This window comes from Frankia casuarinae (genome assembly GCF_000013345.1).
Taxonomy (GTDB): domain Bacteria; phylum Actinomycetota; class Actinomycetes; order Frankiales; family Frankiaceae; genus Frankia; species Frankia casuarinae.
Map to the genome: position 1 here is coordinate 4,523,855 of NC_007777.1, position 26,297 is coordinate 4,550,151.

Annotated in this window: 23 protein-coding genes and 1 tRNA gene; 9 read left to right on the top strand and 15 right to left on the bottom strand. The window is 70.6% G+C overall.

The genetic code is table 11. The annotated features are described in order from the left end of the window. Positions 1 to 103: 103 nt before the first annotated feature. The 4 genes from FRANCCI3_RS24975 to FRANCCI3_RS19080 all read right to left on the bottom strand — a co-directional run bounded on the left by FRANCCI3_RS24975 (position 104) and on the right by FRANCCI3_RS19080 (position 4,815). Complete coding sequence (locus FRANCCI3_RS24975; protein WP_035729797.1) at positions 104 to 301, bottom strand: hypothetical protein; 198 nt, start codon at positions 299 to 301, stop codon at positions 104 to 106. A gap of 418 nt (positions 302 to 719) precedes the next feature. Further along, entirely contained in the window at positions 720 to 1,781 is a 1,062-nt protein-coding gene (locus tag FRANCCI3_RS19070) for an alpha/beta fold hydrolase (RefSeq protein WP_200923112.1), read from the bottom strand. Positions 1,782 to 1,958: 177 nt separating this feature from the next. Further along, a complete protein-coding gene (locus FRANCCI3_RS19075; protein ID WP_011438152.1) occupies positions 1,959 to 3,389 on the bottom strand; it encodes a gamma-aminobutyraldehyde dehydrogenase in 1,431 nt (476 codons plus the stop codon). 31 nt (positions 3,390 to 3,420) lie between these two features. Beyond that, the gene (locus tag FRANCCI3_RS19080; RefSeq protein ID WP_173645826.1) at positions 3,421 to 4,815 is read right to left on the bottom strand and encodes an aspartate aminotransferase family protein; all 1,395 of its coding nucleotides are present in this window, start codon (positions 4,813 to 4,815) and stop codon (positions 3,421 to 3,423) included. 204 nt (positions 4,816 to 5,019) lie between these two features. Here FRANCCI3_RS19080 and FRANCCI3_RS19085 point away from each other — a divergent pair, with 204 nt between their 5' ends. Then, positions 5,020 to 5,508, top strand: a complete 489-nt coding sequence (locus FRANCCI3_RS19085; protein WP_011438154.1) for an Lrp/AsnC family transcriptional regulator — start codon at positions 5,020 to 5,022, stop codon at positions 5,506 to 5,508. 190 nt (positions 5,509 to 5,698) lie between these two features. After that, positions 5,699 to 6,013 carry a DUF6907 domain-containing protein gene (locus FRANCCI3_RS19090; RefSeq protein ID WP_023841369.1) on the top strand — a complete coding sequence of 105 codons (315 nt, stop codon included), beginning with the start codon at positions 5,699 to 5,701 and terminating at the stop codon, positions 6,011 to 6,013. A gap of 282 nt (positions 6,014 to 6,295) precedes the next feature. Here FRANCCI3_RS19090 and FRANCCI3_RS19095 read toward each other — a convergent pair. Both FRANCCI3_RS19095 and FRANCCI3_RS19100 read right to left on the bottom strand, forming a co-directional pair. Continuing rightward, positions 6,296 to 6,372, bottom strand: a tRNA-Met gene (locus FRANCCI3_RS19095). A gap of 78 nt (positions 6,373 to 6,450) precedes the next feature. Further along, positions 6,451 to 9,507 (bottom strand): UPF0182 family membrane protein, encoded by a 3,057-nt coding sequence (locus tag FRANCCI3_RS19100; RefSeq protein ID WP_011438156.1) that lies wholly within the window; start codon positions 9,505 to 9,507, stop codon positions 6,451 to 6,453. Positions 9,508 to 9,609: 102 nt separating this feature from the next. Between FRANCCI3_RS19100 and FRANCCI3_RS19105 the strand changes: the two genes are divergently transcribed. Then, on the top strand, positions 9,610 to 10,116 hold the full coding sequence (locus FRANCCI3_RS19105; RefSeq protein WP_011438157.1) for a PPA1309 family protein: 507 nt from the start codon (positions 9,610 to 9,612) through the stop codon (positions 10,114 to 10,116). A gap of 112 nt (positions 10,117 to 10,228) precedes the next feature. Here FRANCCI3_RS19105 and FRANCCI3_RS19110 read toward each other — a convergent pair whose 3' ends face one another. The 3 genes from FRANCCI3_RS19110 to FRANCCI3_RS19120 form a co-directional block, all read right to left on the bottom strand. Next, positions 10,229 to 11,266, bottom strand: a complete 1,038-nt coding sequence (locus FRANCCI3_RS19110; RefSeq protein WP_011438158.1) for a YlbL family protein — start codon at positions 11,264 to 11,266, stop codon at positions 10,229 to 10,231. 282 nt (positions 11,267 to 11,548) lie between these two features. Continuing rightward, on the bottom strand, positions 11,549 to 11,824 hold the full coding sequence (locus FRANCCI3_RS19115) for a hypothetical protein (RefSeq protein ID WP_011438159.1): 276 nt from the start codon (positions 11,822 to 11,824) through the stop codon (positions 11,549 to 11,551). A gap of 60 nt (positions 11,825 to 11,884) precedes the next feature. Continuing rightward, positions 11,885 to 12,334, bottom strand: coding sequence for a molybdenum cofactor biosynthesis protein MoaE (locus FRANCCI3_RS19120; protein ID WP_369807822.1), 450 nt, complete (start codon positions 12,332 to 12,334; stop codon positions 11,885 to 11,887). A gap of 228 nt (positions 12,335 to 12,562) precedes the next feature. Between FRANCCI3_RS19120 and FRANCCI3_RS19125 the strand changes: the two genes are divergently transcribed. The 3 genes from FRANCCI3_RS19125 to FRANCCI3_RS19135 all read left to right on the top strand — a co-directional run bounded on the left by FRANCCI3_RS19125 (position 12,563) and on the right by FRANCCI3_RS19135 (position 17,226). Beyond that, the gene (locus FRANCCI3_RS19125) at positions 12,563 to 13,930 is read left to right on the top strand and encodes a zinc-dependent metalloprotease (RefSeq protein WP_011438161.1); all 1,368 of its coding nucleotides are present in this window, start codon (positions 12,563 to 12,565) and stop codon (positions 13,928 to 13,930) included. Between the two features lie 177 nt (positions 13,931 to 14,107). Beyond that, entirely contained in the window at positions 14,108 to 15,388 is a 1,281-nt protein-coding gene (locus FRANCCI3_RS19130; protein ID WP_011438162.1) for a ThiF family adenylyltransferase, read from the top strand. A gap of 113 nt (positions 15,389 to 15,501) precedes the next feature. After that, positions 15,502 to 17,226 carry an ABC1 kinase family protein gene (locus tag FRANCCI3_RS19135; protein ID WP_011438163.1) on the top strand — a complete coding sequence of 575 codons (1,725 nt, stop codon included), beginning with the start codon at positions 15,502 to 15,504 and terminating at the stop codon, positions 17,224 to 17,226. 17 nt (positions 17,227 to 17,243) lie between these two features. Here the strand turns inward: FRANCCI3_RS19135 and FRANCCI3_RS28805 are convergent, their stop codons facing one another. Then, complete coding sequence (locus FRANCCI3_RS28805) at positions 17,244 to 18,197, bottom strand: alkaline phosphatase family protein (protein ID WP_308726832.1); 954 nt, start codon at positions 18,195 to 18,197, stop codon at positions 17,244 to 17,246. A gap of 43 nt (positions 18,198 to 18,240) precedes the next feature. Between FRANCCI3_RS28805 and FRANCCI3_RS28810 the strand changes: the two genes are divergently transcribed. Next, positions 18,241 to 18,375 (top strand): hypothetical protein, encoded by a 135-nt coding sequence (locus FRANCCI3_RS28810; RefSeq protein WP_023841362.1) that lies wholly within the window; start codon positions 18,241 to 18,243, stop codon positions 18,373 to 18,375. A 527-nt stretch (positions 18,376 to 18,902) separates the two neighbouring features. Here FRANCCI3_RS28810 and FRANCCI3_RS19145 read toward each other — a convergent pair. The 3 genes from FRANCCI3_RS19145 to FRANCCI3_RS19155 all read right to left on the bottom strand — a co-directional run bounded on the left by FRANCCI3_RS19145 (position 18,903) and on the right by FRANCCI3_RS19155 (position 21,974). Continuing rightward, on the bottom strand, positions 18,903 to 19,193 hold the full coding sequence (locus FRANCCI3_RS19145) for a WhiB family transcriptional regulator (RefSeq protein ID WP_011438164.1): 291 nt from the start codon (positions 19,191 to 19,193) through the stop codon (positions 18,903 to 18,905). Positions 19,194 to 19,303: 110 nt separating this feature from the next. Then, the gene (locus tag FRANCCI3_RS19150) at positions 19,304 to 19,579 is read right to left on the bottom strand and encodes a hypothetical protein (protein ID WP_011438165.1); all 276 of its coding nucleotides are present in this window, start codon (positions 19,577 to 19,579) and stop codon (positions 19,304 to 19,306) included. Between the two features lie 184 nt (positions 19,580 to 19,763). Further along, positions 19,764 to 21,974 carry an ATP-dependent DNA helicase UvrD2 gene (locus FRANCCI3_RS19155; protein ID WP_011438166.1) on the bottom strand — a complete coding sequence of 737 codons (2,211 nt, stop codon included), beginning with the start codon at positions 21,972 to 21,974 and terminating at the stop codon, positions 19,764 to 19,766. A 94-nt stretch (positions 21,975 to 22,068) separates the two neighbouring features. Here FRANCCI3_RS19155 and FRANCCI3_RS19160 point away from each other — a divergent pair, with 94 nt between their 5' ends. Both FRANCCI3_RS19160 and FRANCCI3_RS19165 read left to right on the top strand, forming a co-directional pair. Further along, the gene (locus tag FRANCCI3_RS19160) at positions 22,069 to 22,308 is read left to right on the top strand and encodes a mycoredoxin (RefSeq protein WP_011438167.1); all 240 of its coding nucleotides are present in this window, start codon (positions 22,069 to 22,071) and stop codon (positions 22,306 to 22,308) included. A gap of 113 nt (positions 22,309 to 22,421) precedes the next feature. Continuing rightward, positions 22,422 to 23,585: a GAF and ANTAR domain-containing protein gene (locus tag FRANCCI3_RS19165; RefSeq protein WP_011438168.1), complete on the top strand. Its 1,164-nt coding sequence runs from the start codon at positions 22,422 to 22,424 to the stop codon at positions 23,583 to 23,585. Positions 23,586 to 23,649: 64 nt separating this feature from the next. On the opposite strand, the gene FRANCCI3_RS19170 is transcribed toward FRANCCI3_RS19165, so the two are convergent. Both FRANCCI3_RS19170 and FRANCCI3_RS19175 read right to left on the bottom strand, forming a co-directional pair. Then, positions 23,650 to 24,996 carry a M16 family metallopeptidase gene (locus FRANCCI3_RS19170; protein WP_011438169.1) on the bottom strand — a complete coding sequence of 449 codons (1,347 nt, stop codon included), beginning with the start codon at positions 24,994 to 24,996 and terminating at the stop codon, positions 23,650 to 23,652. Then, positions 24,993 to 26,294, bottom strand: a complete 1,302-nt coding sequence (locus FRANCCI3_RS19175) for a M16 family metallopeptidase (RefSeq protein ID WP_011438170.1) — start codon at positions 26,292 to 26,294, stop codon at positions 24,993 to 24,995. Before FRANCCI3_RS19175 ends, FRANCCI3_RS19170 begins: the two co-directional genes overlap by 4 nt. Positions 26,295 to 26,297 lie beyond the last annotated feature (3 nt).

Genomic DNA, 26,297 nt, shown 5'->3' on the forward strand with positions numbered 1-26,297 from the left:
CCTGCGGATTGACCACGAAAGGGATAACACTCACTCCCGCGCCGGCAGCCGACGATGGCGCATCGTGGCACTTTCTTGACACCGGGATGGCGGGAGGCTGCACTCAGTCCTCCTCGGCGACTTTCAGCATCTGCTCCGGAAACCCGGTGCGTTCCGCCACATGCTCGACGGAGTATCCCTGTCGTAGCAGGTCACGAGCCTGTTCCAGGGTCCAGCCCCGACCGGGGTCGACCCGACGGACAACTACCTCACTCGCCTGGCGCCGTTCCTGGGGCCAGCTGAGTCGTGCACGGCGTGCCAAGGGTCGACCTCCGAGATTTGAGAGGACTTTGGTGTTACGCCACCAAGGATAGGCCATATTGACGTCGGCCTGCCCGTTGAACTCCACGATAGCGGGTGCCGACCAGTTAATGCAGACCCGCGCCGGAAGACAGCGCATCACGCGAAGACTCTGGCCCGAACAGGCGGCACGCCAAGAGGTACGAGAGTCCTTGATCCTCGGCTGGCCGGATCCATCGGTGACCGGGAAGACCTTCCGCGAGAGCGGTTCAGCCGAGAACGGCACCGACGCATCTCACCGGGTGACTTCCCGCAAGGCATGGCTATGGATGGCCAACCGGGTCGTGGATGCATAGCGGCTCCGCTCCGATGCGACGGGTCACCTCGGTGAACGTATAACGGCGGATCCCGGCCCCGCGGTGGCCGGCAGCCGTGCCCGTTTATCGGCTCCGGGTGAGGCCACGACCCGCGGCTTCCGCCGGGGCCGAACGCGCGCCCGACGGCTGGACGGCGGGCGCGGACACTTCCGTGGTCCTGGTCGAGCGGCCGTGCTCACGCAGCATCGTCCGCCACTGCTGCGGGGAGTGACTCGCCGGCCGGGTGGTCGCCAGAAAATCCTCGAGAACCGCCCGGAAGCGTTCGGGGTCAGTGTGATGGGGGAAATGCCCGGCACCGGAAAAGATCTCCAGGCGGCTCCCCGGCATCGCCTCGTGCGCCATCCACGCGTGCTCAACCGGGATGACGGCATCCCGGTCACCCCAGACGATCAGCGAGGGCATCCCGGCGGCGAGGTAGCACCGGTCCAGCATCGTGATGGACTGCCCACGCCCGTCCACCGCCGACCGTAGCGTGCGCAGGAACGCCGCCCGCGCGGTGGGTACGCCCAGCGAGTCGAAGACGTTCAGGAGATCGTCGGCGTCCCGCCCGAGATCGGTGTGCAGCAGGCGCAGCGCGTGCATTCCGGCCCAGCCGGCGACCCGCACCGGCGGCATGCCGATCAGGGAAAGCACCGCCCCGGCTCCGGGCACGGCCGCCGCCCGCAGCGCGGGATGCAGGTGCGGCCCGACCCCGCCGGTGGCGACCAGCACCAACCGCTCGCAGCGCTCCGGGAACTGGTAGGCGAACTGCATGGCCACCCCGCCGCCCAGCGAGTGTCCGACGACCGTGGCGCGCTCGACTCCGAGGATGGTGAGCAGGTCACGCATGCCGCACGCGTAGCCGGCCACCGAGTAGTCACCGCGCGGTTTGTCCGACTCGCCGTGTCCCAGCAGGTCGGGAGCGATGACGGTGTGCCGGCGGGCCAACTTCGGGATGATCGAGGCCCAGGTGCGCGCGTTGTCCCCGATGCCGTGGATGAGCAGTAGAACCGGCCCGCGCCCGGCCCGCAGATAGCACCGCCGGTACCCGTGGACCGTGACGAAGCGGGAGGTCAGCGGGCCCACCCGGGGCACGCCATGGGCACGGCCGCCCCCGGTGCTCGTCGTCCCGTCTGCCGATGCCACGACCGAGGCTGGATTCTTCCTCACTCGCCACCACCCACCCGCGACTCGCCGCCACCCACCTGCCCCCGCTCGAAGCACACCATCCTACTTCCACGGCCTACCCCGGGAGCCGGCCCGGGACTCGTACCCGCCTCCCCGCGCCCGACCGCTTCTGACCTGGTGGTCAGAACCTGATGGTCAGAATTCGATGTTGCTCATCACATGCTTGATCCTGGTGTAGTCCTCCAGGCCGTAGACCGACAGATCCTTGCCGTACCCGCTCTTCTTGAACCCACCGTGCGGCATCTCCGCCACGAGCCGGATGTGCGTGTTGATCCATACGCAGCCGAAGTCCAGCCGGCGGGCGACCCGCAGGGCCCGGCCGTGATCGCGGGTCCAGACGCTGGAGGCCAGGCCGTATTCGACCCCGTTGGCCCAGGCAACCGCGGTGTCCTCCGAGTCAAACCGCTGCACCGTGATGATCGGGCCGAACACCTCGGACTGGATGAGCTCGTCGTCCTGGCGCAGACCCGAGACGACCGTGGCCGGGTAGAAGTAGCCCGCCCGGTCCAGCGGAGCACCGCCGGCGAGCACCTCGGCATGTTCAGGTGCCCGCTCCACGAAACCGCTCACCCGGGCCAGTTGGCCCGCGTTGTTGAGGGGCCCGTAGTCGACGTCGGGCTCCTCCGGCGATCCAGTCGCGGTCTTCCCGGCCGCCTCGGCCAGGGCGGCTGCGAGCTCGTCGTGGACGCCCGGCGCGGCCAGCACCCTGGTCGCCGCCGTGCAGTCCTGGCCGGCGTTGAAGTACGCGGCCTCGGCGATCTGCCGCGCCACCACCGCCGGATCCACGTCGTCGAAGACGATGACCGGCGCCTTGCCCCCGAGTTCGAGGTGCACCCTCTTCAAGGAGTCCGCCGCGGCCCGGGCGATCTCCATCCCGGCCCGCACGCTGCCGGTCACCGAGACCATCGCCGGGCCCGGATGGGCCACCAGCGCGCGTCCGGTGTCACGATCACCACACACCACGTTGAGCACGCCGGGCGGGAGGAACTCCGCGGCGATCTCGGCAAGCAGCAGGCTGGACGCCGGGGTGGTGTCGGAGGGCTTGAGCACGACGGTGTTGCCCGCCGCGATCGCCGGCGCGACCTTCCAGACCGCCATCATCAGCGGGTAGTTCCAGGGCGTGACCTGGGCACAGACCCCGATGGGCTCGCGGCGGACATAACTGGTGTACCCCGCCAGGTACTCGCCGGCCGACCGGCCCTCGAGCAGCCGCGCGGCCCCGGCGAAGAACCGGATCTGGTCGGCGGACGGCCCGACCTCCTCGTCCACGGTGAGCCGCAGCGGTTTGCCGGTGTTCGCGCTCTCCACCGCCGCGACCTCGTCGGCCCGGTCCTCCAGCGCGTCGGCCACCCGCAGCAGTGCCCGGGACCGCTGCGCGGGCGTGGTGTCCCGCCAGCCCTCGAACGCCGCGCTCGCGGCCGCCACGGCCGCGTCGACGTCGGCCGGCCCCGACCGGGGTGCCTGCGCCAGCAGGTCCGCCGTCGACGGGTTCAGGATGGACATTGTCTCGCCATCGACGGCCGGGGTGGAGACGCCACCGATGAGATTGGCGAAGATCGCATCCATGTCTCTGTCCCTCCTGGGGGATCGGGCCGGCTCAGCCGACGAGGTCCCGGGCCATCTGGTCGAGGCTGTCGAGGTAGCGGTCGACATCGGCGTCGGTGTGCTGCACCGACAACGTCCACTCCTCCTCGCGCCCGGGCGCCATGAGGACGTTGCGGTTGGCGTTGTAGAGCCAGGCCAGTTCGGGCAACTCGGCGTTCTGGTGCGCCATGAACGAGGTGTAGTCACGGATCGGGGCGTCGGTGAAGTGCACGCATCCCTTCGAGCTGATGCCGACGGTGTAGCCGGGAATGCCGTGCCGGGTCAGGATCTCGTCGCAGCCGGCGGTCAACCGGCCACCCAGCCGATCGAGGTGGGTGTAGGCGTCGGGAGTGAGCACCTCGAACAGGCTCGCCCGGGCGGCGGCCATGGTCAGCGGGTTGCCGTTGTACGTGCCGACCTGTTTCACCCGGTCCGAGGCCACGGCCTCCATCAGTTCCGCCGTCGCGCCGATCGCCCCGGACGGCAGCCCGCCACCGAGCGCCTTGGCCAGGGTCACCAGGTCCGGGCGCACGCCGAACCTCTCGGTGGCCCCACCGGCCGCCACGCACAGCCCCGTCTTGACCTCGTCGAAGATCAGGATAACCCCGTACCGGGAGGTGATCTCCCGGACCGCCGCCAGGTAACCGGGCTCCGGCAGGACGACGCCGAGGTTCATCATCGCCGGCTCCATGATCACACAGGCGGGCAGGCGTCCCTCGGCGGCGAGCGCGGCGATCCGCCGCTCCATCGCCGGAGCGTCGTTGAAGGGGACCGGCACCGTGAGGTCGACGACCACCCGGGGGATCCCGGCACCGTAACCCAACGAGTTCATGTTCTCGGCCGGACCGATGTCGTCGTACGGGGTCCCGATCGACACCATCACGTAGTCGTGGTGCCCGTGGTACGAACCGAAGATCTTGACGATCGTGTCGCGGCCGGTGACGCCGCGGGCGATGCGGATCGCGTCCATCGTCGCCTCGGAGCCGGAGTTGACATAGCGCCACTGCGGCAGGCCGAAGCGGCGGGCCAACTCCTCGCTGACCACCACGCAGTCCTCGGTGGGCATCGCGAAGTGCGTACCGAGCGCCACCCGCTCGGTCACGGCCCGCACGATCGCCGGGTGGGCGTGCCCCTGCACCATCGAACCGAACCCGTTGTGGAAGTCGGAGTACTCGTTGCCGTCGACGTCCCAGACCTTCGACCCGAGACCGCGGGTGAGGTAGATCGGCCAGGGATCACGCACCTGGTAGGACGACGGCACCCCGGAGGTCATCGACCGCACCGCCCGCGCATGCAGCGCCTCCGAGCCCCGGGTGCGGACGTCGAGGCGGGCGGACTCGCGCGCGGCCAGCTCCGCGACCCTGGCCCGCGCAACGACCCGGGTCACACCGCTCCCGGAGGCAGTCATATTCGACACTAGCCACGCATCCTTTCCACCGATCAGCCACTGAAAGCGTAGCCTGATCGGCAGCTTGACGATGGAATCCGTCGAAGATTGCGTGGATAAGGATCGCTTCCCAGTTCACTCATCGACGGCCATACGATGGCAGCAGGGGCAGGCCAGCGTGAACGGGCGTGGGGAACCGCCACGGAGGACCGAGGAGGACGCCGGGTGCAGTCGCGACGGTCGCCCGGCCAGCGACTTAGCTCCGATACCCTGCTGGACGATGTCAACAAGGCCATCATCGAGCAGCTGCAGCAGGACGGCCGGCGGTCCTACGCGGCCATGGCGGCGGCGGTCGGGCTCTCCGAGGCGGCCGTGCGCCAACGGGTGCAGCGTCTACTCGACGCCGGCATCATGCAGATCGTCGCCGTCACCGACCCGCTCCGGGTGGGCTTCCACCGGGAGGCGATGATCGGGGTGCGGGTCACCGGGGACACCCGCGTCGTCGCCGACACGATTGCCGCGCTGCCCGAGGTCGATTACGTCGTCCTGACGGCCGGATCCTTCGATCTCATCGTGGAGATCGTCGCCGAGAACGACGAGCACCTGCTCGAACTGATCAACGAGCAGATCCGCGCCCTGCCACAGGTCCTCGCCACCGAGACGTTCGTCTACCTGCGGCTGGTCAAGCAGACCTACACGTGGGGAGCACGCTGAAACGTCCGGACGCCGACAGCGCGGGCCGCCGGGCGCGGAGGGGAAGCCGGGCCGGGTCGAACATCGATAGGGCGCAGAACCTGCCGACGGGCCGACGGGCGCGGCGACGCGGGCGGGCATGCGGTTCGGGGGTGTCACCGTTTGTACCGCCGACGGGAACAACCAAGCGGCCACAACAAGAGTCCAACATATGCAACGAACGTCAAATATCTCGGCCCGGACACACGATGGGGTGAACATGGCGCTGGTCCACCATGACCCGCAGGACGGCATTATGGTTACCCGGATCGGGCAGGCGGAGATAACGGTACGTCCCGAGCCACCGGCGAGCGCCGGGAAGGCTCCGGTCATCCTGCTCCGGTTGGATGCGCCCATGCTCGACACCCTTGCCGCGGCCTACCTGGATCCGGACGAGGCCCGCCGGCTGGCCCAAGCGCTGATGCGGGCGGCCGAGGCGGTGCGTCCGGCAAGCCCGTGGCGAACCCCGGGAACCACCCCCCGCTGATCCCGGAACGGGCCCCGCCGCGGGAGAACCCGCCGCCGACGGCCGCCATGCCGGGGCGGCTCCCGGGCCACCACTGTGCGTCCCGGGCTCGGACGACCGCCAATCCGGGCCCCGCGCCGCCGGGCGTCGGCGCGCATCCCGGCCGGGCGCCCGGGTCGCCAACCGGCGGAAGGAGCGGACGGATTCCGATGAAAACGGCCCGTGATACGGCCCGTGATAATGATGCATGCCTGCCTAAATGCGAAAGTACCCTCGGAAAAACTTTCCGAGGGTACTTTCGACTGGTAGCGGGGACAGGATTTGAACCTGTGACCTCTGGGTTATGAGCCCAGCGAGCTACCGAGCTGCTCCACCCCGCGTCGGTGTGTCTTCACTATACAGGGCCGCCATCGGCGGCTGTCAAATCGATGGCGGCCCCAATTTCGGAACTTTCGGGACTAGCCGGGCGCCGGGGCGGCCCGGGCCCCCGGTGGACCGGGAGTGTCGCCGCCGGCCACGGTCGCCGAAGGAGACGGAGCCGGTGGTTTGGCTGCCGGTGACGCGGGGACCGGTGACGCGGGCACCGACGCACCGGCCCGTGTCGCCGTGGCAGCGGGCGGTGTCGCCGCCGGACTCGACAGAGTACGCAGGCGACCCAGCGCATCAGCCAGCTCGCTCTGGGCCTTCCCGTAGGCGGTGAAGTCCGGCGGGCTCTTGCGCAGGGCGTCCTGCCCCGCCTGGTAGGCGCGGTCGGCGTCGCCCACGGCGTCCTGCAGCGCGGTCTGCCCCGGCGGCGGGACGCCGGCCCCGCCCTGCCCGGATCTGGGAGCCGGCGTGCCGTCCTGACCGGCGTCCGTGGTCGTGGCCCCGATGCCGGCCCCGGCCGCCGCGGCACCGGCACCGGCACCGAAGACCTTGTCCAGGGCCTCACCCAGCGAGGCACCGAAACCGATGCGGTCGCCGAAGGCCGTGGCGACCCCCTGCAGGGTCGGGTAGCCGGTGCTCCCTCTGGCCTGGACGTAGTAGGGCTCGACGTAGAGCAGGCCGCCGGCCAGGGGCAGGGTCAGCAGGTTGCCCTCGATCGTGGTCGCTCCCCCGCTGCGCCATAGCGACAGCTGTTTGGCCACGTCGCCGTTGCCCTCGATGGCGTTCTGCACCTGGACCGGACCGTTGATCGTGTTCCCCGCCGGCAGTTTGAGCAGGGTGAACCGGCCGTAGTTGGCGGGGTCACTGGACACCGCCATGTACGCCGCGAGCTTCGAGGACCGGGCGGAGATCAACGGTGAGGTGAGGTTGTAGGACGGGTCTTTGCGCCCGGGAAGCTGGCTGTAGACGTAGAACGGCGGCTGGGGTTGCCCGCTTCCATCCGGCGAGTCGGACACATCCCAGAAGTCCTCCTGGGAGTAGAAGTCCCGCGGGTTGGAGATGTGGTACTGCCCGATCAGATCGCGCTGGACCTTGAACAGGTCCTCCGGATAACGCAAGTGTGCTCGGAGGGACGGCGGGATGTCACTCTTCGGCTTCACCGTGTCCGGGAACGCCTTCATCCAGGTCCGTAGCACCGGGTCGGACTCGTCCCAGGCGTAGAGGGTGACGGTGCCGTTGTAGGCGTCCACCGTCGCCTTCACCGAGTTACGGATGTAGTTGACCTGGTTCGAGGCCTGCCGGGTGCGGTTGCCACTCTGGGTGGTCACCGAGTCGGCGGTCACGTCACCCAGGGTGCGCCGGGCGGAGTAAGGATAGCCGTCGGAGGTTGTGTAACCATCGAGAATCCAGGTCACCCGGCCATTGACGATCGCCGGGTACGGGTCTCCGTCGAGGGTGAGCCAGGGCGCTGCCTTGCTCACCCGGTCCCGCGGGTTTCGCTCGTCCAGGATCCGGGAGTTCTTCGTGATGTCACCGGAGAGCAGGATGTTCTTCTCCCCGAACCGCAGCGCGAACAGCGCCCGACGGAAGGTCGAGCCGATCGAGACCCCACCGTCGCCCTGGTAGGTCGTGGTGACCTGGGTTTCTCCCGGCCCCGGCCCATCGATCTCCATCTGCCTGGTGCCGACGATGGAATACGACGGCGACATCTCCCCGAAGTAGACCCGGTTCTCCTTGATACCGAAGGTACCGTCCTGCGGGAAACCGCTCACGCCGTGATCGAAGTCGGGGCGCCCCACGTCGACGGTGTTCGACGGCGCCGCGACAAATCCCTTGCCGTGGGTATAGGTCAGGTGCTCGTTGATCCAGTTGCGCTGCTGCGTTCCCAGCCCGGCCTGGTTCAGCTCCCGCACCGATACCACGTAGTCCTGGGTCGTCGACTTCTTGTCCGCCCCTGTGACGGTGTACCGGTCGACGTCGAGCGTCGGCGGGAAACCATAGTAGCCGCGGAACTGCTGGAGCTGCTGGAACGTCCGGGAGAGTTTGCTGGGGTCGAGTAGACGGATGTTGGGGACCGTGCCGGTGTCGGCGGCGACCTGCTGGGCGGTGACGTCGGTGCTGGCGGCATAGTCCTGCGGCTCGACGTCCTGGATGCCGTAGGCGGCCCGGGTCGCCGCGATGTTGCGCGCGATGTAGGGCTCCTCGCGGGTCGCCTCGTTCGGCCGGACCTGGAACTGCTGGACGATCGCCGGGTAGATCCCGCCGATCACCACCGAGGACAGGACAAGGATGCCCGCGCCGAGCAGCGGCAGCGTCCAGCCCCGCTGGAAGATGTTGTAGATGAACAGCACCGCGCAGGCCAGCGAGATGAACAGCAGGATCAGCTTCGCCGGCAGCACGGCGTGCACATCGGTGTAGGACGCACCGGTCCCCACCCCGCGCGAGGAGAACACCGAGCCGAACCGGTCGAGGTAGTACGCCCACGCCTTAAGCAGGGCGAGCAGCCCGAGTAGCACCGAGATGTGCGCCTTCGCCGCCGGGGTCACCCGTTCCCCCGTGGTCTGCATCCGGATTCCGCCGAACAGGTAGTGGGTCAGCAGGGTGACGAGCAACGACAGCAGCACCGCGGTCAGCAGGAAGCCGAGCAGGAACCGCTGGAAGGGATAGCTGAACGCGTAATAGCTGATATCCCGGTGAAACTGCAGATCAGGGGTCCCGAAAGACTCGCCGTTCACCCACAGCAGCCACGTCCGCCACTGGCCGGCGGCGGACAGGCCCGCGGCCAGGCCGAACAGCGTCGTGACCGCGAGCAGGATCAGCAGCATATACGGCTCGATCACCGACCGGTAGCGTTCCAGGTTCTGCTGCTCGGTCGACAACGGCCGAAGCGGCGGCCGTAGCCGGTACGCAAGTACGATGTTGGTCCCGACGATGATCGCCATTACCACGCCGAAGAGGACGAACAGCAAAATCCGGGTGTAGAGGACAGTGGTGAACACCCTGCTGAAGTCGATCGAGCGGTAGAACAGCAGGTCAGTGTATAGCCGGGTGAAGATGGCGATGATCGTAATCGCGAGGACGATGACAAGCAGCACCGGCACGAGCACCTTGGTGCGGGTCAGCACCGGGCGGCGACTGGTGGTTGCCACAGGTTCCTCCGTGCGTCGGTGATTCGGTGATTCGGGGCGCGTACCGCCCTAGTACGGCAACCTACGCCAGGGGCTCTGGGGGAGATCGGAGAGGATGGGTCGGTGAACAGCCCGAACATCACGGAGTTGACCTCCGTCGTACTCGAGGTCGAGCGGCACGTCGCCGATTCCGGGTGGGATCAGCCCAGCCAGGTCTACGCGCTGGCCGACACCGCCGACCTGCTGGCGCGAGAACCCGCGCTGGCCCCCCACATCGGAGACTCCCCGCCTGGGTCGCTGACCCCGGTCGAGCAGGAACCGCTGCCGGTGGGGCGGCTCGACGAGGTGCTGGCGGGGATCGGATGGCCGCCGGAGGTGCTCGGATGCGTGCTGGTCACCGAGCTTGTCGTCCTGCCGCCCAGCGCGGAGGAGGAGGCTCCGTACTCCGATCACGAGATCGAGTACTGGGCGGCGAACCATCCCGAACGCCAGGACGTCCGCCTCGCCGTCGGGGTCACCCGCAGCGGGCTGCACGCGTCCTGCCTGCGAGTCCGCGGGGACGACGAACTCGTCATCGATCCGGATCTGGCCGACAACCTCGTCGACGGACTGCTCGCGACCTTCCAGTGAGTCGACCCGGCGGGCGGCGGCGCACGGCAGCCGCCCGCCCTCTTCCGGCGCCACCGGGCACAACGGCGCCACCGGGCACGCGGATGGCGCATGGCACGCGGATGGGGCGCGCTCAGCAGGAGGGCACCGCCGCGGCCGGATTCGTCCGGAGGGCGTCGACGGCCTTCAGCGCGCCCGCCAGCGATTCCACCTTCACCAGGCGCGGACCGCCGGAGCCGATCGCGCGGGCGTCACCGCAGTTCCCCGCGGGGACCAGGAAGATCGATGCCCCGGACGCCCTGGCCCCGAGGATCTTCTGCTGGATACCGCCGATCGGTCCCACCTCACCGGCGGAGGTGATCGTCCCGGTGCCAGCAATGATCTTTCCTCCGGTCAACGCGCCGGGGGTGAGAAGGTCCACGATGCCCATCGCGAACATCAGCCCGGCACTCGGCCCGCCGACATCGGAGATGCGGATACGAACCGTGAACGGGTAGGTCCGCTTCTCCGTCGTGGTGACACCGATCATGGCACGAGCGGGGTCGTCGGTGGCGGCCCGGGTCGTGACGGTGGCCGTGGCCGTCTTTCCGTCGCGCCGATAGGTGACCGTCACAGGATGGCCCGGAGCCACCTTCCCGATCTGCCGGCGCAGCTCCTCCTGGTTGGCCACGGCCATCCCACCGACCTGCACGATCACATCGCCCGGCATCAGCTTGCCGGTGGCCGGGGAGCCCGTGGGGACCCCGGCGACCGCGACCGAACGGCCGGTGGGCGCGATACCGAGCTGCGCGAGCGCTGCCGCGGTCGCCTGGTCCTGTGAGTCGAGCATCGCCTGCGCGTTCTCCTGCTGGATCTGCTCCTGGCTCGAACCGGGCGGCCTGATCAGCTCGCTGGGGACCACCGCCCGGTCGGAGTCGGACCAGTCCCGCAGCGCGGTGACGAGGTTGAGCCGGGGCGTCTCCTCGACCGTGGTCAGTTCGAGCTTGCCGGCGGTCGGATAGGTCCGCCGGCCGTCCACGGTGATCAAGGACGTCCCGTCAACGCTGCCGAGGGTGTCGGTGACCGGCCCGGGGGCCAAGGTGACGAACGGTACCGGCATCCACAGCCCCGCGACCACGAGAACCAAGGCCAGTACCGACGCGACCACGAGGGTCTGGGTGCGCCGGACCATGCTCGCAGTCTATGTATCAGGGCTCACGACCCTCGTCCCGGCGTCCGGGAACCGAGGTTCGCCACGACGGTCCGGGGTTGCGATGATCGACACCGAAAGGCATTCGGTGGCCCGAAAGGCGCGGCGGAAGGCCGTGGCAGAGTCCGGAAGGCCGCGCGGCGGGCCGGGAGGTGGGGAGTAAAGAACGAGATCGAAAGCACGGCCGAGGGACTCGAAGGACCACTCGGTCCTGAACCGCCGTCCGGCGGCCGGTGAGACGCCCCGGCCGCCGGACGGAAACGGTCAGATGGACTCGGGCGGCGGCGCCGTGTGTCTCGCGGACAACGGCGCCCCGGCCGAGGCGGACCGCCCGGGATGACCGGGATGACCGGGTTCGTCAAGGGCGGTAACGGTACGAACCTCGTGCTGGGCGGGGATCGGTCGGGCCAGCGCGGCCATACTGCGCCGATAGCCCTCAATCGTGATCATGGCTTCGGAGGTGCGGTCGGGACGGCTGCGTAGGGTGACCCACGCAAGAGTTATGAGCACGGCGACGGGGGGGATCAACAGGAACCACATGGGAGCCTCGACGTCGAGACGGGCAAGAAGATGACTTATTTCTATCGTAGGGTGCCCCGATCAGCAGGCGCCTACCCATTCCGCCGCGCCATCCGCAAAAATCTGGTGTTTCCAAATGGGAACCTGCTCCTTGATGTCATCGATCAGACGACGACAGGCGGCAAAAGCCTCCGCCCGGTGGGCCGCGCCGACCGCCACGATCACGGCGGTGTCCCCGACGGCGAGGTGACCGGTACGGTGGACCACCGCGACGGCCAGCACCGGTGCGGTCGCGGCGACGTCGCCGGCGACCCGGGCGATCTCCGTGCCGGCCCGGGGATGCGCCTGATACGTCAGGTCGGTCACCCCGCGGCCCTGGTCATGGCCCCGGACAGTGCCCACAAACAGGGCAATCCCCCCCACGCCAGGGGACCGCACAGCGGCCATGCACTCGTCCACCGACAGGACGCCGTCCCGGATCTCCGCGAGCGTCACCCGCGCGACCGGGTCCGGGTCCGGCACGGACGGCACGGACGGCACGGACGGCACGGACGGCACGGACGGCACGGACGACGGAGGTGGCGCGGGCGGGGCGGGCGCGATCGGCGGGGCCCCCGCCGGAGAACACGTCGGTTCCACAGCTACGACCGTAACGGTCGGGGCCAGCGCCGTTTCGCCCGTCGGGCAGAAAACGCATTACCGTGGGTTCATGTGCCAACCGTGCGTGCGACTGCCCGCCTCCCGAGGAGGCTACGGCCGATGAGTGGCAACTTCCCGTTCGGCTTCACGCCCGCTGGCGGCGGCGACGAGCCCCGGCCCCCCTTCGGTGGCGGCGCCCCGTTCTTTGCCGAGCTCGAACGGCTGCTGTCCTGGCATGGCGGTCCGGTCAACTGGGAGCTGGCCCGCCAGGTGGCCGTCAGGTCCCTCGGCGACACCGACTCCGCGGTGTCCACGGCCCAGCGGGAGCCGGTGAGCGAGGCGATACGGATCGCCGACGTCTGGCTCGACGCGGTGACCTCGCTGCCGGCCGGAGCCACGGCGGCGCAGGCCTGGTCGCGGCAGGAGTGGATCGAGAAGACCCTGCCGGTCTGGCAGACCCTCTGCGACCCGATCGCCACGAAGGTCGCCGAGGCGATGCGCACTGGGATCTCCAGCGGGCTGAACCACCTCGGTGGTGGCGGGATCGAGCTGCCGAGTGAGCTGCGCGGCGCGCTGCCCCCGGGACTCGACCTCAGCGGGCTGATGGCCACCGGCGGCCCGATCATGCAGATGATGGACCGGGTCGGCGGGATGCTGTTCGGCGCCCAGGTGGGGCAGGCGATCGGCACCCTGGCCGCCGAGGTCGTCTCCTCCACTGAGGTCGGGCTGCCACTCGGACCGGTCGGGACCGCCGCCCTGATCCCGGCGGGTGTCGTCGCCTTCGGTCAGGGCCTGGAGATCCCCGAGGACGAGGTCCGCATCTACCTGGCGCTGCGGGAGGCCGCGTCCAGCCGGCTGTTCGCGCACGTCCCCTGGCTACGCGCCCACGTCCTGGGCGCGGTGGAGGAGTACGCCCGCGGCATCGCGGTGGATACCGAGGCCGTCGGACGGGTGATGCGGATGGTCGACCCGACGGCGTTGATGAACCCTGAACGGCTGTCGGAGGCGCTCGGCGAGGACGTGTTCAGCGACGCCACCACCCCCGAGCAGAAGGCCGCGCTCGCCCGTCTCGAACTGATCCTCGCGCTGATCGAGGGCTGGGTCGATCATGTGACGGACGCCGCGGCCACCGGTCATCTGCCGGCCGCGGGCAAACTGCGCGAGATGGTGCGGCGCCGTCGCGCCGAAGGCGGTCCGGGCGAGCAGACCTTCGCCACGCTGGTCGGTCTCTCCCTGCGGCCACGCAAGCTGCGGGAGGCCGCCGCCCTGTGGGAGGCGGTACGGGAGGCCCGGGGTCACGAGGGTCGCGACGCGCTGTGGGCGCATCCCGATCTGCTGCCCACCGCGGCAGATCTCGCCGCCCCGGAGGCGTTCGTGTCCGGCGCGTCGTCGAGCGCGCTCGACGACCCGATCGGTGAAATCGAGAAACTCCGCGGCGCCCCACCCGCCGATGGCGGATCCGACGGGCCGGACAACCCGGACAGGTAACCCGGACGGACCAGTGATGATCCACAGTTTCGTCCACAGCACGTCCACAGCGATCCACGGGTGTTCATCCTTCGCCGGTCGGACGTGCCACGCTGAGGATCCGCCGGTCGCCGTGACCGGCCCGTCCTGGTCCGATTCCCCGGCCTCAACCGGCCGGCGGGAACACCCGGAGGATCCATGCGCCCGATCCTCAAGCCGGGCCTGCGCCGGCTCTGGCACAACAGCTCCACCCTGCAGCTCGGTATCGACACCGCACGCGCCGTCATCCTCGCCGACCTGGCCCCGTCGGACGCCGCCCTGCTCGACGCCCTCGACGGCAGCCGCACGCTGGAGCAGCTGCGTCTCGATGGCACTCCCGCCGGCCGGGTCCTGCTCGACCTGCTCGCCGAGGCCGGTCTGCTGGACGACGCCACGGCGCCTCCCGGTGCGGCACCGCTGCCCGCGGTCGAGCATGACCGTCTGTCGCCCGACCTGGCGGCGCTGTCCCTGGTGTCGGAGGATCCGGCCGGTGCCCGCCGGGTCCTCGCCACCCGCCGGGCGATGCGGGTCCTCGTGCGCGGCGCCGGTCGCGTCGGTGCTCAGGTCGCGGCCCTGCTCGCCGCGGCCGGGATCGGTCGGGTCGTCATCGACGATCCCGAGGTGACGACCGCCGCCGACGTCTCCCCGGGCGGCCTGCGCCTCGACGACGTGGGGCGTCCCCGGTCCCTGGCCACCGGCGCGGCGGTGACCCGGGCCAGCCGGCAGGGCGCCGGGCACCGTCGGCCCGACGAGGACCGGTTCGCCGCGGATCTGATCGTGCTGGCTCCGGTCGGTCTGCCGATGATCCACCCTGGGGAGTGCCTCGATCTGGAAGGCCGAGGCACCGCCCATCTCGTGGCCGGAGTGCGGGAGACCACGGGGATCGTCGGTCCGCTCGTCGTGCCGACCGTGACCGCGTGCCTGCACTGCCAGCACCTCCACCGGTACTCCCGGAACCCGGTCTGGCCGGTGCTCGCCATGCAGATGGTCCACCGCCCGGCCACCGGGCCGGACGCCTGCGAGATCACCCTGGCGGGTCTTGTCGCCGCGCTCACCGCCATGCAGGCCCTGGCCTTTCTGGACCTCGCCGCCTCGCCTCCACCCGACCTATCCGCCCTATCTGCCCTATCTGCCCTATCTGCCCCACCCGACCTGTCCGGCGTCACGGGACCCGCCCCGGGCCAACATCCCGATAACTCGGACCATCTGCCACCGACAGCAAGCAGCCATAATGAGACCTTCATTACATTGACTTCCCCGCGCACGGTCCTACCGGTGACCGCGGTCCTACCGGTGACCGCCGACGGCACGCTGGAGTTCACCGTTCCCGGCTGGCGGATTCGCCGACGCACCTGGCCGGTCCACCCCAACTGTCCCTGCCGCACCGCCCGATCGGCGGCCGCGTCGGCGGAGGCCTCTGCGCCGGTGGCACCCGCGTGACCGTTCCACCCCGCGGGCGGTCGCCGCGCCGGCGTCCTGGAGTCATTTGGCGTCCTGGAGTCATTACGCCTGGCCGGCACCCGTGACGACGCGGAACAGGGCACGATGGAGCAGTGTCCGAGATCCCACGGCGGGCCGTCGTCCGCACCGCCAAGCTGGCCACGCTTCCCATCGGAATAGCCGGCCGAGCCACCCTCGGCGTCGGCAAACGCATCGGTGGTCGCCCCGCCGAGGCCGTCGCCTCCGAGCTCCAGCAGCGCACCGCCGCGCAGATCTTCCGGGTGCTCGGGGAGCTCAAGGGTGGCGCCATGAAACTGGGCCAGGCGCTGTCCGTCTTCGAGGCGGTGCTTCCCGACGACGTCGCCGGGCCATACCGGGCGGCGCTGACCAGGCTGCAGGAGGCGGCGCCCCCGCTGCCGGCGGCAGTGGTGCACCGCGTGCTCGCCGAGGAGCTCGGAGCGGACTGGCGCTCGCTGTTCACGAGCTTCGACGACGTTCCGGCGGCGGCGGCCAGCATCGGCCAGGTGCATCGGGCGGTCTGGGCTGACGGCCGAGCCGTCGCGGTGAAGGTGCAGTATCCGGGAGCGGGTCCCGCTCTGCTCGCCGATCTCACCCAGCTCGGCCGGGCCGCTCGGCTGTTCGGCGCGGTCACTCCCGGATTGGACATCAAGCCGCTGGTCGAGGAGCTCAAGGCCCGAATCGCCGAGGAGCTCGACTATCGGTTGGAGGCCGCCTGGCAGGGGGCCTTCGCCGAGGCGTACGCGGACGAGCCGGACGTCGTCATCCCCCGGCCGCTGGCCGGTTCTGGCCGGGTGCTCGTGAGCGAGTGGATCGAGGGAATACCCCTGTCCGTCATCATCGCGGACGGTACCCCGCAGCAGCGCGACACCGCCGGCCTGCTGCTCGTGCGGTTTCTCTATTCCTGCCCGGGTCGCGCCGGTCTGCTGCACGCTGATCCGCATCCCGGCAACTTCCGCCTGCTGTCCGACGGGCGGCTCGGCGTCCTGGACTTCGGCGCCGTGAACCGCCTGCCGGACGGCCTGCCGGCGCCGATCGGCCGGCTGGCTCGACAGACCCTGGCCGGGGACGCCGACGCCGTCGAGCAGGGACTGCGCCGCGAGGGCTTCATCCCGCCGTCGGCCGAAATCCGAGCCGAGGACCTGCTGGATTATCTGGCCCCGATGCTGGAGCCGATCGCGGTGGAGGAGTTCACCTTCTCCCGAGGCTGGCTGCGCAAGGAGGCCGCCAGGCTCGGAGACTGGCGGTCGGCGGCGGCACAGCTCGGTCGCCAGCTCAATCTGCCGCCGTCGTACCTGCTCATCCACCGGGTGACACTCGGCGCGATCGGCATCCTGTGCCAGCTGGGCAGCACCGGCCGCTTCCGGGACGAGATGGAGCGCTGGCAACCCGGGTTCGCCGAACCGGGGACGGCGACCGCCCGCGCGGCCGAGGACGCCAACCGGCCCGGTCGTCCCCTGCCCGCTCTCCCCGTCCAGGACGAGGCCGGAATCGTCCGGCCGCTGGACGGCCCGGTCGTTCTGGCCGGCGGGTTGCCCGGCCCGCGCAAACCCCGCAGACCAGGACGGACCGGCAGGACGACCAAGGCCCGCAAGGCCGGGAGGTCGGCGGCCGACACCGCTCCGGCGACTGCCGACGACCGGGCCACCGCCCCCGCGGCGCTGCCCCTACAGGCCGAGCCGGCCGAACCGAGCCGGCCCTCTACCCCGGCGAACCGCTCCGCCGCGGCTCGACCCGGGTCGGGCCGCAAGGCCGCCCCGCGCCGGGCACCGGACGAGGAGTCGTTCTCCGACCCCGCAACCGTGACCGACGCTTATTGACGGGCTGGCCCGGCGGGTCAACCCCCCGGCTGCTCGACGATGTCAACGATGTCGACGCCGAGGTACAGGAAGCCGTATCCCTCGTCCCGGAAACGCACCCCGGCGGCGCGCAGCGCAGCCCCCCAGTCGCCCTGGCAGGTGGGATCCGCCGCCTCCGAGCCGTGGTCGGCGGTCAGCAGGATCGCGGTCTCGGCCAGCAGATCCCGCTCGGCGAGCAGGTCGAGGAAGGCGCACAACCGGGCGTCCGCGTCCCGCAGCGCGGCGCGGGCCTGCTCGGAGTACGGGCCGCCCCCGTGATGCCCGGTGTCGGTGATGGTGGTGTTCCACCACATCAGGTCCGGGGGCACCGCGTCCGCCGCCCAGAGCTGCTGGACCTGCGCGAGGCCGAGCGCGTCCACCCGGGTGGACCAGGCATAGTCGGCGTTCTCCCCTACCCAGCGGGCGGTGGCGTGCGGGTCGCCGTCGGCCGCAGGCAGGTAGTCCCCCATATCGCCGGCCCCGCCGTGGTTACCGGCGGCCCGCACGAGCCCGAAGGTCGAGTAGTCCGCACCCCGGTCGACCGGTTCGTTCACGCAGGCGCTGGTCGCCCCGGGTCGGTCGCGCGCGAGGGCCTCGAACAGCGTCTCCACCCCGTCCCGAAGCTGATCGCACGCGGAATGCCAGGTCCGCACGTCGTTGACGATGACCTGCTCGCCGGTCGCCCGGTCGAAGTACACGTTGTGCAGGATGCCGTGCCGGCCCGGCCCGACTCCGGTGAGCGCGGAGGTGTGGTTGGTCAACGTGACGCTGGGGAACTCGGCGATCGCGCCGCCGGTCAGGGCCGTCCCGGTGGCAAGCAGACGCGCGACCCCCGGCAGCTCGCCGGCGTGCGCGAGGTGCAGGACGTCGTTGCTGTTGGCCCCGTCCCAGAGCAGGCCGACGACGTGCCGGGCCCCTGGCCCCACCAGATCGGTGAGCGGCGTCCCCTCCACATCCGCCATGGTCACGCCGGCGAGGGCCGCGAGGGTGGGTCCGATGTCGATGACCCGCGCCGGACAGGATCAGCGGAGCCCGGGACTGGCCGGCATCCAACGATCCGTGCTCACCCAGGTGGCCGCCGCGGTCGGGCCAGTAGTGCCGGGGGGTGTGTACGACGATCAGATCGGGTGAACGGCTGGGATCGGCGAAGGCGGACAGCAGTCGCCGTCCGGCGAACGGGTAGGAGTTGCGCTCGTTCGGTGGTGACGGGTCGGCGAGCGCCGCCGCGAGCGGCACGCCGTGCATCGGATCCTCCGACCCGAGCGGATCACGCCCGAAGCGAAGTTCCCGGGGACCGTCCGGATCGGCCACCGGCAACCGCGACGAACCGATCGCGTTCGCCACGTAGAGCCAGCCGGAATCGACCCAGGCCACGAGATCCACGATCGCGGCCAGCTCGGGACCGGTGAGGATGGCAACGGCCAGAGAAAGATCGTCGGATGCGGCCAGTCCCGGCGCTCCGGCCGGACCCGCACCTGTGGACACCGGGTAGACACGCTCGCTGCTGGGCACGCCGGAACAGTACCGGGGCCGCAGGCACCAGCGGAAGAAAAGCGCGGCAACACCGGTGGGCGGAACACCGACGATCCGGTGTCCCGCCCGTGCTGGTGCGGCGATGCCACCGCCGCCCCCGTGTGATCAACGGGTGGCACGGGGGCTCAGGCGGCGACCTCTTCTTCCTTGCGCTCCTTGCGCGGACGGCCGCGGGGCCGCTTACGCGGGACGACGCTGCCGGTCACCAGCAGTTCGCCGCCCCACACTCCCCAGGGCTCGGCACGGTCCAGCGCGGCGGACAGGCACGCCGCCCGGATGGGACAGGTCCGGCAGACGGCCTTGGCGGTCTCCACGTCCGCCGGGGACTCAGCGAAGAACATGTCAGGATCTACGTCCCAGCAGGGCAGGACGAGACGATCCCGCTCGATCCGGGAAACGACCGAGGGGTCGAACACCGATGTCACCTCCGAGACAGGTTGGTCTTCGGGTGGGATGAAGGAAGCGAAACGACAAAGGCCGCAGTCCCCATCGGGATCCGCGGCCTCGGATTCGGCTCCAGTCGGCGCTAGTCCAGGAGCGGATCGTGGGCGGATCCCCGGAAGGTGAAGTGACGGTGTGCATAGCCGGACGCCAGCGCCACGCCCCCCGCCGGGTTCGGGAACGCGGACTCCTGGGCCGACAGATCATCGGCTTGGACCGTGGGGACGGCGGCGGACGTGCCACGGCCTGCGGACGCACCGACGACGGCACCGATGGCGGCACTCATCAATGCCGCGCCGTGCCGGTTCTCCCACGGACGGGTGATCTCGGCGACAGCTCTGTCCATCACGATGCTGAACACGACGAAATCACCTCCTTCTCTGTGGGCTCGGGAGTCCGTGGGCTCGGGAGTCCGTGGGACCCGGAGTCCGTGGGACCCGGACGGGTGTCACTCCACATGCCCGCTTCAGGCGTCCTCGGTAACGGTAGAAGCTCGCCGCGCGAACCACAACATATTTTCTGTGTTGCGCCGCGAACACTTCCAGTTACGAAGCGTCGGGCGGCGTGTCGGACCCCAGTGACTCCACCACCGGCGGCGACCCGACCGGCGGCGTGCGCCCCGCGACGAGGGCGAGTACCTCCTCCCCGTAACGGTCGAGTTTGGCCTGTCCGATGCCGGGCAGCCGCACGAGCTCGGCCACCGTGCCCGGCCGGCTCTCGGCGATCGCCTGCAGCGTGGCGTCGGTGAAGACGACGAAGGCCGGTGCCCCCTGTTCCTTCGCCCGCGCCGAACGCCACACCCGCAGGCGCTCGAACAGCGCGGCGTCGACGTCGCCGGGGCAGCCCTCGCAGCGCCCGACCCGCGCGTGCACACCCGTCAACGACCGGCCGCACGTCCGGCACCGCACCGCCGACCTGCTCCGGGACCGACCCGGGCCGGTCTCCTCCGCCCCGGCCACGGGCCTCGTGCCCTCGCCTCGCCCCCCGTGGCGGACGCCGGCCGCGGACTCCCGGCGCATCGGACGCAGATCGTCGAGGAAGCGAGACGGCCGCCTCGACCGCCGGCCGCCCTCCGCCCGGGACAGCGCCCAGGACAGGACGAGGTGCCTACGGGCCCTGGTCACCCCGACGTAGAGCAGGCGACGTTCCTCGGCGATCTGCTCGGCGGTCCTGGCATGGACGAGGGGAAGCGTGCCCTCGGTCAGCCCGACGAGGAACACCGCATCCCATTCCAGGCCCTTGGCGGTGTGCAGGGTCGACAGGGTCACCCCCTGCACCGTCGGCTGATGCTCGTGGGTCGCGCGGTCGCCGAGCTCGGCGACGAAGGCCTCGAGGTCGGCCTCGGGCGAACGGGCGGCGAGATCGCCGGCCAGCCGGTGCAGCGCGGCGAGGTTCTCCCACTGTTCCCGCTCGGCGCCCGAGCCCACCGTCGGCTGGTCCGCCCGCCAGCCGAGCGCCGCGAGGATGTCGGCGACAGCGGCCGTGAGTCCCTCCGGGCGGTCGGTGTCGGCGGAGCGCACCGCGGCCCGCAGCAACCTCATGGCCGCGACGACCTCGGTCCGCTCGAAGAACTTCTCCCCGCCCCGGAGCAGGTAGGCGATACCGGCCCCGCCGATCGCCGCCTCATACGCCTCGGACTGGGCATTCGTGCGGTACAGCACGGCGATCTCACTCGCCGGCACGCCCTGGTCGAGCAGCCGGCGGATCCGGGACGCCACCGCGGCGGCTTCCGCCGGCTCGCTGTCGCACTCCAGCCACACCGGGGCGGGACCGTCCGGGCGAGCGGCGACGAGGCGGGCCGCCGGGGCCGCCCGCATCAGGGTGTTCGCGAGTCCGACCACCTGGGGGGTGGACCGGTAGTCTCGGATCAGACGCACCACGGCCGCGTCCGGGAACCGGCGCGGGAATCCGAGCAGGTGCTCGGGCGACGCCCCGGTGAACGAATAGATCGTCTGATGGGGGTCCCCGACGACACAGAGGCTGTCGCGCTCCCCCAGCCAGGCGTCGAGGACACGCTGTTGCAGGTCGTTGACATCCTGATACTCGTCAACGACGAAATGGCGGTATCTGGCCCTCACCTCGGCCGCGACCCAGCTGTGCTCCTCGATCATCGCCGCGGTCAGCAGCAGCAGATCCTCCATGTCGATCACACCGGCGTCGCGCTTGACCTCCTCGTACGCGGCGTAGAGCCGGGCGACCGTCTCGGGGGGAGCGGCGGTCTCCCGCCCGCTCGCCGCCGCCATCCGGGCGTAGTCCGCCGGGGTCACAAGCGTCGTCTTCGCCCACTCGACCTCCGAGGTGAGGTCGCGCAGCTCGGCCCGGTCCGGCCGCAGGTGCAGGCGGGCGGCCGCCCGCACCACGTACGGGATCTTGCTCTTCTCCACCTTGGGCAGCGCGACCCCGGCGACCGACGGCCAGAAGTACAACAGTTGCTTGAGAGCCGCGGAATGGAACGTCCTGGCCTGCACTCCATCGACACCCATGGCCCGCAACCGGCCGCGCAGCTCTCCCGCAGCCCTGGCCGTGAAGGTCACCGCCAGGATCTGGCCCGGCCCGACCCCCCCCTGCGCGACCATGTGCGCGACTCGATGGGTGATGGTGCGTGTCTTACCTGTACCGGCGCCGGCGAGGATGCAGACCGGTCCGAGCGGGGCTCCGGCCGCGGCCCGCTGTTCGGGATCGAGCGCGGCGAGCAGATCGTTGCCCGATCGCACACGGGCGGCCTGGGCGGCGAGGGCAGGCGGTCCGGACATCATCCGATACGGTAGTCCCCGCCGCGCGGCGGGAACCGACGGCGCCGCGGTGGGGTTACATGAACCGTTGTGTCACCAGCGGCTTGGAGGCCCTTTCGTGCTCACGATCTACACGACTTCCTGGTGTGGCTACTGTGTTCGGCTGAAGCGCCAACTCGACCATGCCGGCATCGAGTACACGACCGTTGATATCGAGCAGGACCCGACAGCAGAGCAACGTGTCCGCGATGCGAACAACGGGAACGCGACCGTGCCGACCGTGCTCTTTCCCGATGGCACTGTGATGACGAACCCGAGCCTTCGCCAAGTCACAGAGAAGGCCACTTCTGCCGCATAACGGATACGTAGAGCAACGACATCTCGGGAGTTCTTACCTTCCCACTGCACACGCGGCCGGCTCGTGGGACGGTGTCCGTTACTGCCCGTGAAGTTTGTGGGAGAGTTCGGCCTGTGTCGTCAGCACCTTCAGAACAGGCGTGGAGCACCGTCGATGCCGCGCTGCGGGCCGCCAGTGCCCTTCACCGGATGGAGACGGCCTGTTTCGTCGTGGTATCGACGACGACCGCGAGCTATCTCCGGGTAACAGGTCCCTCCCCTGGTCTCGACGAGGGAACGCACTATCCCCGGGGGGACAGCCTGGTCGCCCGCGTGCTCGACGGCACGCCCGCCACGGCGTCCGGTCTTGACCCGACGCACGCCGGATCCGACACGGCCGAATACCGCCAGCTCGGGATACGCAGCCATGTCACGATGCCGGTGGTCCGCACGGACGGTCGGCTGGTGGGCCTCCTCGTCGGCCTGGACCGTAGCAAGGTGATCGTATCGGCCGACATCCTGGCCCTGCTGCGCGGGGTAGCCGATGCACTCGCGGTCACCGGGGACGTTCCCGCGCCGAGCCCGCCGACGGTCTCCGCGAACGGTCCCCGCCCGCCCGGCGGCCCGCCCCCGCCGGGCCCACCGGCGACCCCGCGCCCACCGGGGCGGATACCCACCCCGCAGACCATCGCGCGGGCGGCCCGGCCCGGACCGCCGGGCCGGGCCGGGCCGGACCGGCCCGGACCGCCGTCCGCGGCGGGCGGAACCGGGGCGGGAACCGGCCCCCGCCGGACCCCCTCGGACATGCGCCTTCGACGTACTCCCGCCGGGTGGGTCGTGGAGGGCCCCGGAGCCGAGATCCGGCCGGTCGGCGACCTCCTCTCGGCAATGGTGCTCGCCGATCTGCTGGCCGAGGATCTCGCCCCGCCCGGCCGACCCCGCCGCCCCGATCGTGACCTGAGCGAGGTCGAGCAGCTCCGGCTGTCCGTCGTCCAGCTGGAACACGCGCTGGCCTCCCGCGTAATCGTGGAACAGGCCATCGGGGTCCTCGCCGAACGTAACCACATCCGCCCGCGGGAGGCCTTCGAGCGGCTGCGGCGCACCGCTCGCGGAATGGGACGCAGGGTGCACGATCTGGCTCGGCAGGTGGTCGATTCGGTTGGCGACCCACGCGCCGTGCTACCGGGCGAGCTCGGTGGGCGGGGCGGCAATCCACCGGGCGGTGGACCACCGGCACCGGGCCCCGGCGGCGGCGCGCCCCGCCCCGCGCCCCCGCGTCCCACCTCCACCAGGCGCTGAGCACGCCCCGCCGGGAGCGGGACCCCCGGGAGCGGGACCCCCGGGAGCGGGACGGGCCCGGTGCTCAGGTCGCGACGATGCCCAGTGCCCCCACGGTCGCGGAAATCCTGGCCGCGTCCCCGACGAGCACCGTGATCAGCTTTGCCGGGGCAAGCAGGTCCGCGGACACCGCCTGGATGTCGCCCACGCCGACCTCGGCGAGGGCGCGCGGGTGATCACGCAGGTACTCGACCCCGATCCCGGCCCCGGCCAGCGCCGACAGCGTCGAGGCGAGACCGGCGGCGGTCGCGCTGCCCAGTGCCAACGTGCCAACGGCGTATTGGCGGGCGGCGTCGAGCTCCTCCTCGCTGGGCGGTAGAACCGCCATCCGCCCGAGCTCGTAGAAGATCTCCAGCAACGCGGGCCCGGTCACCTCGGTGGCGACGTCCGCTGCGACGGTGAACCGTGACCCTGCCTGGTAGTGATCGATCGAGCTGCGCGGGGAGTAGGTGTAGCCCTTGTCCTCGCGGATGTTGTTGACCAGCCGGGAACTGAAGTAACCACCGAAGATGGTGCTCGCCAGCCGCTGCGCCGGGTATCCGGCCGCGGAACGGCCCAGGGCCGGTCCGCCCAGCCTGATGTTGGTCTGCACGGCACCCGGACGGTCGACGATGACGATCGGGCCGGTGGTGAGGGCTGGGACCGGCGGGACGGTCCGCGCGGGCCCGCCCGTCCAACCGCCGAGCGCGGCGGAGACCGCCGCGAGAGCACGCGGCGCCGGCACGTCCCCGACCAGGGTGAGGATCGCGCCGGCCGGGGAGATCAGTTCGGCGTGCAGGGCCCGTACGTCCTCGGGGCCGACCTGTCCGACGGTCTCCGGCTCGGCGATGCCGGTGGCGTAGGGGTGGTCACCGAAGAGCCGGCCGAGCAGCGCCTCCCGGGCGATGACCGCGGGCTGGCTACAGGCGATCGCCGTGTCCTCGACGATCCGGTCGCGTTCGCCGGTGACCTCGTCGTCCGGGTAGGTGGCGCTGAGGAGCACCTCGGCCATGATTCCCAACAAGGGTTCGAGGTTCACCGCAAGGGCGGAACCGACGATGGCCAGCCGGTCGGCGTCAACCCCCGTCGACAACGATCCGCCCAGGCGCTGGACCTCGGTGGCCAGGCCCACCCGGTCGAAGCGGTGTGATCCGGTGAACAGCGTCTCCGCGAGCACCTCGGCCCGGGCCTGGTGCACGGCGCCGACGCCGGCGAAGGGGATCCGCAGCCGCACCTCGACCAGGGGCACACTGGCCCGCTCCACCACCAGCACCCGCAGACCGTTGTCGAGAGTGTGGTCGGTGACGGCCGGCAACTCCGCCGGGACGGTCGGGCGCACGGCCGGGATGACCGCCGCCCGGGTGGTCGTCGAGCTCAGCGCGCTGCCGCTCATGAGGCGGCGCCGGCACGCAGCTCCAGGACCGAGCGGCCCTGGTCGAGAAGCGTCCGGGCGGCCGCGGCGACGGCCTGCCCGGTCACCGCGGACAGTTCCGCGGGCAGTTCGTTCACCAACTCGGGACGTCCCCGTTGCAGCTCATGCACGGCCATGGCGAGTGCCCGTCCCAGCGCGTCGTCGGACTCACGCAGCAGCGAGGACGCCACCCGCGCCTGCACCCGCTCCAGCTCGCCGTCCGCCAGGCCCTCGCCCGCCAGCCGCGCCAGTTCCTCGTCGACGGCGGCGAGGACGGCGTCCGCGCTCGCGTCCTCGGACTGGCGGGCCTCCAGGGTCAGCAGCAGCGGGTCACGCTGCTCGAACGGATCCCCGAAGGTGCCAAGGTAGGTGCTCACACCGATGACCGAGCGATCCTTCTGCACCAGGCGGCGTTCGAGCCGGCTGGCGTCGCCGTCGCTGAGGATCTCGGTGAGCAGGTAGTAGGACAGGTAGGTGGACAGGTCTCCGATCGGGTCGGGCACCCGGTAGCCGACCGCCAGGGCGGCGCGCGGCGCGAGCGGGTCGGTCAGCACCGCCCGGCGCTCGGTACTCGGCACCGGCTCGGCGAAACTCACCCGCGTCGGCACCGAGCGGGCGGGGATGTCACCGAAGTACCGGTGGACGAAGGTGAGCGTCTCCTCCGGGTCGATGTCGCCGACGATGGTCAGCACGGCGTTGCCCGGTGCGTAGTACTTGTCGAAGAAGTCCTCGGCGTCGTCCAAGCTCGCGGCCTCGAGCTCGGAGAAATCCCCGTAGCCGTTGTGGGCGTTCGGAAAGGTGTCGAACGCGACCGGCGGCAGCTTGATCCAGGGAAATCCCCCGTAGGGGCGGTTCAGGACGTTGACCCGGATCTCCTCCTGCACCACGGCGATCTGGTTGTCCAGGTTCTGGCGGGTGATCTTCGGCGCCCGCATCCGGTCCGCCTCCAGGAACAGGGCCAGTTCGAGCGCCCCGGCCGGGAGCAGCTCGAAATAGTCCGTGTAGTCCGGGTGCGTCGATCCGTTGAAGATTCCGCCGGCGGCCTGGACGTGCTTCGGATGCTCGGCCTTACCGACGTTCTCGCTGCCCTGGAACATCAGGTGCTCGAACAGGTGAGCGAATCCGGTACGGCCCTCGGGCTCGGATCGAAACCCGACGTCGTAGTGCACCGAGACGGCCACCACCGGCGCGGTGTGGTCGGGGGCGAGCAGCACGCGCAGGCCGTTACCGAGCCGGGTCCGCTCGATCGGATAGGAGGATGCCGGCAGGGCCGACTTCACCGC

Coding starts and splice junctions, on each gene's coding strand:
- FRANCCI3_RS19075 (WP_011438152.1), bottom strand. CDS start 3,389: ATGGATGCGATCTTCGCCAATCTCATCGGTGGCGTCTCCACCCCGGCC.
- FRANCCI3_RS19080 (WP_173645826.1), bottom strand. CDS start 4,815: ATGACTGCCTCCGGGAGCGGTGTGACCCGGGTCGTTGCGCGGGCCAGG.
- FRANCCI3_RS19090 (WP_023841369.1), top strand. CDS start 5,699: ATGCAACGAACGTCAAATATCTCGGCCCGGACACACGATGGGGTGAAC.
- FRANCCI3_RS19110 (WP_011438158.1), bottom strand. CDS start 11,266: ATGGTCCGGCGCACCCAGACCCTCGTGGTCGCGTCGGTACTGGCCTTG.
- FRANCCI3_RS19115 (WP_011438159.1), bottom strand. CDS start 11,824: ATGTGGTTCCTGTTGATCCCCCCCGTCGCCGTGCTCATAACTCTTGCG.
- FRANCCI3_RS19125 (WP_011438161.1), top strand. CDS start 12,563: ATGAGTGGCAACTTCCCGTTCGGCTTCACGCCCGCTGGCGGCGGCGAC.
- FRANCCI3_RS19130 (WP_011438162.1), top strand. CDS start 14,108: ATGCGCCCGATCCTCAAGCCGGGCCTGCGCCGGCTCTGGCACAACAGC.
- FRANCCI3_RS28810 (WP_023841362.1), top strand. CDS start 18,241: ATGTCGATGACCCGCGCCGGACAGGATCAGCGGAGCCCGGGACTGGCC.
- FRANCCI3_RS19155 (WP_011438166.1), bottom strand. CDS start 21,974: ATGATGTCCGGACCGCCTGCCCTCGCCGCCCAGGCCGCCCGTGTGCGA.
- FRANCCI3_RS19170 (WP_011438169.1), bottom strand. CDS start 24,996: ATGAGCGGCAGCGCGCTGAGCTCGACGACCACCCGGGCGGCGGTCATC.